Source organism: Nonomuraea cavernae, assembly GCF_040655715.1.
GTDB classification, from domain to species: Bacteria; Actinomycetota; Actinomycetes; order Streptosporangiales; family Streptosporangiaceae; genus Nonomuraea; species Nonomuraea cavernae_A.
The window spans coordinates 186,639-195,168 of sequence record NZ_JBFAKL010000016.1; the positions used below are offsets into that span (position 1 = coordinate 186,639).

Below are 8,530 nucleotides of genomic sequence, written 5' to 3' on the forward strand. Positions count from 1 at the left end.
CTACCGCCCTCGGGATCTGCCGGAGATAAGCCGCTATTTCAGCACCCCGGCCCAGTCTTCGAGCTGGGCCACGAACCGCTTGGCCGAGTTCGGCCAGTGGTGGTTGGCACGTGCCGACGCGTAGCCGCGCGCGCCCTGCGCCCGCCGCTCCCGTACGTCGTCCCGCAGGGTGAGCACGGCCTGCGCCACGGCCTTGGGGTCCTCCCAGGGCACCACGACGCCGCTTTCGTATCGCTCGACCAGCTCGACCGCGCGGGGCGACGGAGTCGTGATGACGGGGATGCCGTGCGCCATGTACTCGATGATCTTGGTGGGCATGGAGTGCCGGTAGTTGGGCTCGTCGTGCAGCAGGGAGAGCCCGGCCAGCGCGCCGTCGAGCCGCTTCAGGGCCTCGTCGTTGGGCATGAAGTCACGCCACTCCAGCAGGCCCTCGGCCACCGCCTGGTTGAGCAGCGGGCGGCTCTGCGGGTCGGCGTAGCCGATCAGCTCCACCGCCACCCGGTACGGCTGCAGCAGCCGGGCCACCTCGATGGCCTCCAGCACGCCCCGCGCCCGTGACAGCCAGCCCAGGTAGACCACCCGGTCGTCGCCCGGCGGGGTGACCGAGTCGGGCACCCACGTCTCGTTCGGCACGATCAGGTGGGCGTGCTTGAACCTGCCCGCGTAGGCCGTCTCGGCCAGCAGCAGGTGCATGCGATGCTCGGCCGTGCTTTCCAGCATGCGGGCCAGGAAGCGGACGGGCGGGCGAAGCAGCGAGGGCAGCCACGGCTTGAGCGAGAGCGTCGCCGGAGTGTCCTCGTGCACGTCCCACACCACGGGCGGGCTGTTGCGCACGCCCCAGACGGCGAACAGCAGCTCCGGGTCGTGGATCAGCACCAGGTCGACCTTGCCGCGCATCCGCTTGAACACCCGGCGGGCGGCCAGGACGGCCGCGACGCGCTTGCGCTGAGCGGCCCGGGGCAGATCGACGCCGGTGACCCACGGCCTGGGCACGACCCCGTGAGCCGTGAAAGAAGCGGCATACGTGACCTCATGACCGGCATCCACGAGGGCGCGGATCTGCCGATGCAAGATCCTCGCATCCTCGGGGTTATGCACCACCGTCATGACGAGCACGTGCACTGCGCGCAGCCCTCCGTCGCTACAGCCGCTCGACGCGTTCACCCTCGGTGAGAACACCGCGGGTGTCGAGCACGAGCCGGGCCTTTGCCTCCACCATGTCCAGGTCGAACGCGGCGTGCTGCTGGAGCAGCAGTGTCACGTCGGCACCGGCCACGGCCTCGGCCAGATCGTCTTCACGCGGCACTGGTGTGCCGTCGACCGACCACTCCTTGACATGCGGGTCGGCGAACGAGAGATCGGCGCCCAGTTCCAGCAGCGCACGCGCCACAGGTAGGGCCGGGGTCTCGCGTTCGTCGGCGATGTCCGGTTTGTAGGTAACGCCGAGCATAACGACTCTGGCGCCGTTCACGGGCTTCTTATGCCTGTTCAGCAATCGTTGCACGCGGGCCACCACGTAGGACGGCATCCGCTCGTTGATCTCCTGGGCCAGCTCGACGAACCGGAACGGGTAGCCGAGCTTGCGCACCGTGTAGGACAGGTAGGACGGATCGACGGGGATGCAGTGCCCGCCGACCCCGGGGCCGGGCAGGAACTTCTGGAACCCGAACGGCTTGGTGGCCGCGGCCTCGATCGACTCCCACAGGTCTATCCCGAGCTCGTCGCAGAAGATCGCCATCTCGTTGACGAGCGCGATGTTGACGTGCCGGTAGGTGTTCTCCAGCAGCTTGGCCATCTCGGCCTCGCGGGTGCCGCTGACGGGCACGACCTGCTCGATGAACTGGCCGTAGAAGGCGGTCGCCCGGTCGCGGCAGGTCGCGGTGTAGCCGCCGACCACTTTGGGGGTGTTGCGCAGCCCGAACTTGGGGTTGCCCGGGTCGATCCGCTCGGGCGAGAAGGCCAGGTGGAAGTCGACGCCCGCGACCAGGCCCGAGGCTTCGAGCAGCGGGCGGGCCACCTCGTCGGTGGTGCCGGGCCAGGTGGTGGACTCGAGCACGACGAGCGTGCCCTTGGTCAGGTTGCGGGCGACGGTGGAGGTCGCCCCCTCGACCGAGGACAGGTCCGGTCGGTGATCCTCGTCCAGCGGGGTCGGCACACAGATGACGATCGTGTTGCTCGCGGCCAGCACCGACTCGTCGAGCGTGGCGCGGAAACCGCTGACCAGCATGTGATCGAGGTCGGCGTCGGTCAGGTCATCGATGTAGGACTGCCCGGCGTTGAGCGCGTCGACCTTGCGGGGGTCGACGTCCACGCCGACGACTCGGAGTCCGGCGGCCACCGCTTCCTTCGCGAGCGGCATGCCGACGTACCCCAAGCCGATGACAGCCAAGTCGATTTCTGTCACAGCTGTACCTTGGAGGGCCGGAAACAACACTTCATGGTGGCAAAGGTTATCTCAAGTCCACCTAGCTCACGCCTAATGCGACTGAACATGTCACAACAGACAGCCAAACAGGAGGTCATCGTTCGGCAAGGTCCCGGTACAGGGATCGATAAGTTTCGGCCACGCGGCTCCACGTGCGCTTGGCCGCCACTTCGGCCCGTCCGGCCTCGCCCATCTCAGCGCGCCGGGCAGGGTCCTCGCGCAGGCCCGCGATCGCCTTGGCGAGCGCGGCCGGGTCACCCGGCGCCACCAGCAGGCCGGCACCATCGGAACCGACCAGCTCGGACAGCGCGGGCAGATCGCTGAGCACCACCGGCTTGCCGAGCGCCATCGCCTCGACGGGCTTCAGCGGCGTGACGAGCCGGCAGACACGGAGGTCCTCACGCGGGCAGGCGAAGATGTCGATGGCCTCCTGTGCCTGCAGCGCCTCGTCGGGGCCGACCCGGCCCGGCAGGATGGCGGTCTTCAGCCCCAGGTCCTCGACGAGGGCCAGCAGGTTGTCACGCTCGGTGCCGTCGCCCACGATGAGCACCCGCACCGGCGCGCCGTCGTCACGCAGCAGCGCCGCCGCGCGCAGGAGCGTCGCGAACCCCTCGTACGCCACGATGCTCGACACCGAGCCGACCACGATCTCGTCGGCGCCGATGCCCATGGCCGACCTGAACGACGCGCCGTCGTAGTGGGCGGTGAGCAGCGTGTCGTCGACCGCGTTGGGCGCCAGGAAGACCCGCTCCCTCGGCACGCCCCGCTCGACGATCTCGGTGGCCATCGTCTCGGCCAGCGTGACGACCGCGTCGGCCTCGCGCATCAGGAACGCCTCGCGCTCGCGCTGCAGCACGTGCCGCTGGCTGCCGACCCGGACCGGGTCGCGCGAGGCCCACGTCTCCTCCAGGAAGCCGCGGACCTCGTAGACGAAGGGGGTGCCGGTGCGTTCGCGCACGGCGTGGGCCACGGAGCCGTTGCGGTGGTCGGTGGCCGCGTGCAGGATCTGCGGCCGCAGCTCGGCGACCAGCCTGGTGACCGCCTCGGCCCCCTTGACCATCCGGCCGCGCATCTCGAACGGCATCTCGCCGTGCCCGTCGGGCAGCAGCCGGTGGTAGGGGGTGCCGTCGATCTCCTCGTACGGCGGGGCGTCGGCGTGGCCCTGGAACATCGGCCAGCCCCAGCTGGTGACCACGTGCGGATCGAGGCCGAGGGCCCGCTGCGCGGTGACGATGCGGTGGGTCCTGACCGTGTAGCCCGCCTGGGTGTAGGGCAGGGCGTTGGTCACGCAGTGGAGCACCCGGCCCTCGACCCGCTCGCCGACGGCCACCTTGGGGCCGGGCGGGATGGGGTCGGGGCTGATCGCGGCCAGCTCACCGCGGTAGTAGGCGGCCCGGCGCTTGACGAACGGGTACTTGGCGTGGGCGTCGAGCACCTCGGCCGCCTGGCTGACCCGCCCGGCGTCCCAGTGCACCTTGGCCTCGTTCCACGGCGCCTTGATCACCCGCATGCCGAGCCTGCGGACCACGAGCCTCGCCTGGCGGGCGGCCGGCCAGGCGACCCGGCCCACGATCGGGCGGAGCCGTGGCGGGAGGGCGTCGGCGGCGGCCTGCGCGACCCGCACCGGATCGGACTTCACCTTGGTGAAGACCACCCGGGAGACGATGATCGGGTGCTGGACGAAGCCCTTCAGAAGCCCACTGACACCGGCACGCGCGGACTTGGCGGAAACCTTGGGGGAGTCTGGACGACTGGCGTCGGATGGCACGCGGTGACCGTACCATAGGCAGCGTTTTTTCCCTTCCGCTCTGAAAGGCGAGGTCAATGAGGGAGAACCCCCTGGTCCTGCACGTGCTGGGAGCGCGTCCCAACTTCGTGAAAGCGGCCCCGGTGGTGCGGGCCCTCGGCGAGCTCGGCGTTCGGCAGGGCATCATCCACACCGGTCAGCACTACGACGCGCTGATGTCCGACGTCTTCTTCGCCGACCTCGGCCTGCCCGAGCCCGTGGCGAACCTGGGGGTCGGCTCCGGCACCCACGCCAAGCAGACCGCGGCCCTGCTGGTCGGCCTGGAGGAGATCGTCCTCGGGCAGGACCCCGACCTGGTCGTGGTCTACGGCGACGTCAACTCCACGCTGGCGGCCATCCTCGTCTGCGCCAAGCTGGGCGTCCGCACCGCGCACGTGGAGGCGGGGCTGCGCTCGTTCGACCGGGGCATGCCCGAGGAGGTCAACAGGATCGTCACCGACTCCCTGTCCGACCTGCTCTTCGCCACCTCCCCCGACGCCCTGTCGCACCTGGCGGCCGAGGGCGTGCCGGCCGCCAAGGTGCACCTGGTCGGCAACCCCATGATCGACAGCCTGGTCTCGGCGCTGCCGTCGCTGGACCCGGCGCCCGTGGTGGCGCGGCTGGGCATACCGGCCCGGTACGCCGTGGCGACGCTGCACCGGCCGGCGAACGTGGACACCCCGGAGGCCGCGCGCGAGCTGGTCTCGTCGGTGCTGGAGGTCGCGCGGCAGATCCCGGTCGTGGTGCCGATCCATCCCCGCGGGCGCACCCGGCTGGCGGAGGCCGGGCTGGTCGACGGGGCCTCGGTCAGGGTGGTGGACCCGCTCGGCTACGTGGACTTCCTGTCGCTGGTACGCGGGGCCGCGCTGGTCGTGACCGACTCGGGCGGCGTCCAGGAGGAGACGACCATGCTGGGCGTGCCGTGCCTCACGGTCCGGCCCAACACCGAGCGGCCGATCACGATCACGCACGGGACCAACCGCTTGGTCACCCCCGCCCTGCTGCCCGCCGCCGCGGAGAAGGCGCTGGCCGACGGGGCCTCGACGCCGTCCGGGGACCTGCCGCCGCTCTGGGACGGGGCCGCCGGTCCGCGCATCGCCCGGGTGATCTCGGCCTGGCTCAAGGGGGACAACCTCTCGCCGGCCGCCCAGGGCACGCGTTCCGAATAACCCCCCATTCCGTACGGGTCACGCCGTACCATGACATACCTCCGCTAGCGATAGGCGTGCATCCTCATGGCCGAAACCCCCGAAGAGCCCACGTACCAGCGGCTCGGCCCCGTCAACTGGCTGCCTGAGGAGCGCAAGCTCGTCGAGAGGTACGAGGCGGAGATCAGGGAGCTGCGCCGGCGCCTGGAGATCTCCGAGGCGCGGGCCGCCTACGCGTCCTGGAAGCTGGAGGCCACCCAGGCCAAGCGGACGTTCAAGCTCGGCGAGGCGATCGGCTCCAAGAAGCCCGCCAAGGTGCTGGAGGCGGTCCGGTCCAAGGACAAGGCGCCCAAGCCGCCCATCCCGGTCAGCGAGGCGGTCGAGGTGGCCAATCACCGGCCGCCGCCGGTCGAGGTGCCCGCGGTGAAGTGGCCGGCCGGCCCGGTGAACCGGCCCGGCCTGCGCGTCGCGGTGATCCTCGACGACTTCTCCCGGATGGCCTTCCGGTACGAGTGGGACCAGATCGAGTTCGGGCTCAAGGACTGGCCGGAGATCTTCGCCGACAAGCGGCCCGACCTGCTGTTCTGCGAGTCGGCCTGGCACGGCAACCAGGGCCGCTGGCGCTACCAGATGACCGGCACCAACGCGCCCAAGGAGCCGCTGCGCGACCTGGTGGCCTGGTGCCGGGCCGAGGGCATCCCGACGGTCTTCTGGAACAAGGAGGACCCGCCCAACTTCGACTTCTTCATCGACACGGCCAAGCTGTTCGACTACGTGTTCACCTGCGACGGTGACATGGTCTCGAAATATCGGGAAATATTGGGTCACGACCGGGTGGACGTGCTGCAGTTCGCCGCCCAGCCCCGCGTGCACAACCCGATCCAGCAGAAGCAGGGCCGGCTGCACGACGTGGTCTTCGCCGGGATGTACTTCCGCGACAAGCACCCCGAGCGGCGCGAGCAGATGGAGGTCGTCCTCGACCCGGTGCGCGAGCTGGGCCTGCACATCTTCGCCCGCAACGGCGAGGTCGACGAGAAGTACGCCTGGCCCGAGAAGTACCGCCCGCACGTCGTGGGCGAGCTCCCCTACGACCAGATGCTCGCCGCCTACCGGATGTACAAGGTCTTCCTCAACGTCAACTCGGTGCTCGACTCGCCCACCATGTGCGCGCGCCGCGTCTTCGAGCTGTCGGCCTGCTCCACCCCGGTCGTCTCGGGCTGGTCGCGGGCGATCGAGGAGACGTTCGGCGACCTGGTGCCCATCGCCCGCGAGCCGGTCGAGTCGTACAACCAGGTGCTGCACCTGATCAACAGCCCCGAGCTGCGGGCCCGGATGGGCCACCTGGCCATGCGCGAGGTGTTCGACAAGCACCTGTTCTCGCACCGGGTGGACCAGATCCTCCAGTTGCTCGGCCGGCCGGTGCAGCCTCGCTCACGCTCGATCTCGGTGGTGCTGCCGACCAACCGCGCCTCCCACATCGAGCACGCGATCTCCTCGGTGGCCAAGCAGATCCACCGGCCGCTGCAGCTCGTCATGGTGCTGCACGGGCTCGACATCGACCCCGTCGTGGTGGCCGACAAGGCCCGCATGGCAGGCATCTCCGACGTCGTGGTGCTGCCCGCCGCCGCCGAGCTGTCTCTGGGCGCCTGCATGAACCTCGGCATCGCCGCCGCCGAGGGCGAGCTGATCGCCAAGATGGACGACGACAACCTGTACGGCGAGCACTACCTGTCGGACCTGGCCCGGGCCTTCGACTACACGGACGCGGAGCTGGTCGGCAAGGGCGCGCACTACGCCTACTTCGAGGGCCGCAACACCACGATGCTCCGCCTGCCCGGGTTGGAGCACCGCTACTCCTTCCTCGTCCAGGGCGGCACGTTCCTCGGCAAGGCGGAGATGTTCCGGTCCTACGGCTTCCCCGACCTCACCCGCGGCGAGGACACCCACCTCGTGCGCAGGTTGAAGGAGGACAGCGTCAAGATCTACTCGGCCGACCGCTTCAACTTCGTCTACTGGCGCGGCGCGGACGCGAGCATGCACACCTGGCAGGCCGACCACATCAAGCTGACCAGGAACGCGCAGTTCTCCTTCGTCGGCCGGCCCGACGACCACGTGCTGATCTGACGGCCACCGGCCGACCTGACGGCGACCGGCCGACCCCACGGCAACCGTTCGGCCTGACGGCCACCGGCCGACCCGACGGCCACCGGCCGGCCCGACGGCTACCGGCTGATCTTGGCCAGCTGCCGGTCGGCCACCTGGGCGAGCTCGAACAGGCCCCCGGACTTCACCTTCCGGCCCACGACGAGCAGGCTCAGGATCACGTTGCCGCGCCTGATCACCACGGACCCGACCTGGGCGTTCTGGCCGCCGCCCACGGCCGTGGTGAGGTAGGCACGCGACTCGTCGCCCTGCTTGGGCATGGTCAGCTGCCGCGTGCCGTAGGTCACCCGGGTGCCCTCCACGTCGGCGGCGTAGTCGGCGCACTGCGCGGGCAGCGGCGGCGGGAAGACCGGCGAGGGCATCGCGACCAGCGCCTGGGTGATCGATCCCCGGTCGGAGGCGTAGGCGACGACGGCGGCCGGGGCGTTGGCGAGGGCGGGCTCGCCGGCGTCGAGCTGGGCGGCGCCGGCGCACTCGGGCCGGGCCAGGCTGACCTGGCGCGCGGCCGCCAGCCCCTTCTTCGTCGATTCGAGCGACCCGAACGCCCCCGTCTCGGGGCCATGGACCACGCGCATGCCCTGGGGCGCCGGCAGCAGCGCCAGGCGGAGCCGGCCCGCCTCGACGGGAGGCGCCGAGGAAGCGACCGGCGTGGCGGGCGTCGAGGGCGTCGAGGGCGTCGAGGGCGTGGAATCGGCGACGGGCTCGGCGGCCCCGCCGGCCGAACAGCCCGCGATCATCACCGCGCCCAGACATATGCCGGAAAGAGCCTTGAAAATGAATGTCGGATGTCGCGCTATCAGCATATGGAGAAACGCTAGAGGAGCTGCGCGGCGGGCAGCCGACTAACGTCGCTATTCGCTGGATTCAGCGGTTCTACGGGGTGTTTCGGCTTCCACCCCATTCGGCGTCACACTGAACGTTTTTCAACCTCCTGGACGCGTGTCCTGATCACAGCATGATCGCGATGCTGATGTTCGGCCGATGACGCAAAGAAGCTCCTGGTAGACG

At 70.0% G+C, this 8,530-nt stretch carries 6 protein-coding genes; 2 read left to right on the plus strand and 4 right to left on the minus strand.

Features of this window, described 5'->3' with window-relative positions; genetic code table 11:
- Positions 1–33: 33 nt before the first annotated feature.
- The 3 genes from AB0I38_RS23810 to AB0I38_RS23820 form a co-directional block, all read right to left on the minus strand.
- A complete protein-coding gene (locus AB0I38_RS23810) occupies positions 34–1,122 on the minus strand; it encodes a glycosyltransferase (RefSeq protein WP_358471552.1) in 1,089 nt (362 codons plus the stop codon).
- A gap of 19 nt (positions 1,123–1,141) precedes the next feature.
- Complete coding sequence (locus AB0I38_RS23815; protein ID WP_358471554.1) at positions 1,142–2,404, minus strand: nucleotide sugar dehydrogenase; 1,263 nt, start codon at positions 2,402–2,404, stop codon at positions 1,142–1,144.
- Positions 2,405–2,519: 115 nt separating this feature from the next.
- Entirely contained in the window at positions 2,520–4,193 is a 1,674-nt protein-coding gene (locus AB0I38_RS23820; RefSeq protein ID WP_358471556.1) for a glycosyltransferase family 4 protein, read from the minus strand.
- Positions 4,194–4,249: 56 nt separating this feature from the next.
- Here AB0I38_RS23820 and wecB point away from each other — a divergent pair, with 56 nt between their 5' ends.
- Complete coding sequence (gene wecB, locus AB0I38_RS23825; RefSeq protein WP_358471558.1) at positions 4,250–5,380, plus strand: non-hydrolyzing UDP-N-acetylglucosamine 2-epimerase; 1,131 nt, start codon at positions 4,250–4,252, stop codon at positions 5,378–5,380.
- A gap of 66 nt (positions 5,381–5,446) precedes the next feature.
- A complete protein-coding gene (locus AB0I38_RS23830) occupies positions 5,447–7,483 on the plus strand; it encodes a glycosyltransferase family protein (RefSeq protein ID WP_358471560.1) in 2,037 nt (678 codons plus the stop codon).
- Positions 7,484–7,581: 98 nt separating this feature from the next.
- Here the strand turns inward: AB0I38_RS23830 and AB0I38_RS23835 are convergent, their stop codons facing one another.
- A complete protein-coding gene (locus AB0I38_RS23835) occupies positions 7,582–8,259 on the minus strand; it encodes a hypothetical protein (RefSeq protein ID WP_358471562.1) in 678 nt (225 codons plus the stop codon).
- Between the last annotated feature and the right edge of the window lie 271 nt (positions 8,260–8,530).

What these genes read in the sequence shown, in the direction of transcription:
- AB0I38_RS23830 (WP_358471560.1), top strand. Translation starts at nt 5,447, where the DNA reads ATGGCCGAAACCCCCGAAGAGCCCACGTACCAGCGGCTCGGCCCCGTC.
- AB0I38_RS23835 (WP_358471562.1), bottom strand. Translation starts at nt 8,259, where the DNA reads ATGATCGCGGGCTGTTCGGCCGGCGGGGCCGCCGAGCCCGTCGCCGAT.
- wecB (WP_358471558.1), top strand. Translation starts at nt 4,250, where the DNA reads ATGAGGGAGAACCCCCTGGTCCTGCACGTGCTGGGAGCGCGTCCCAAC.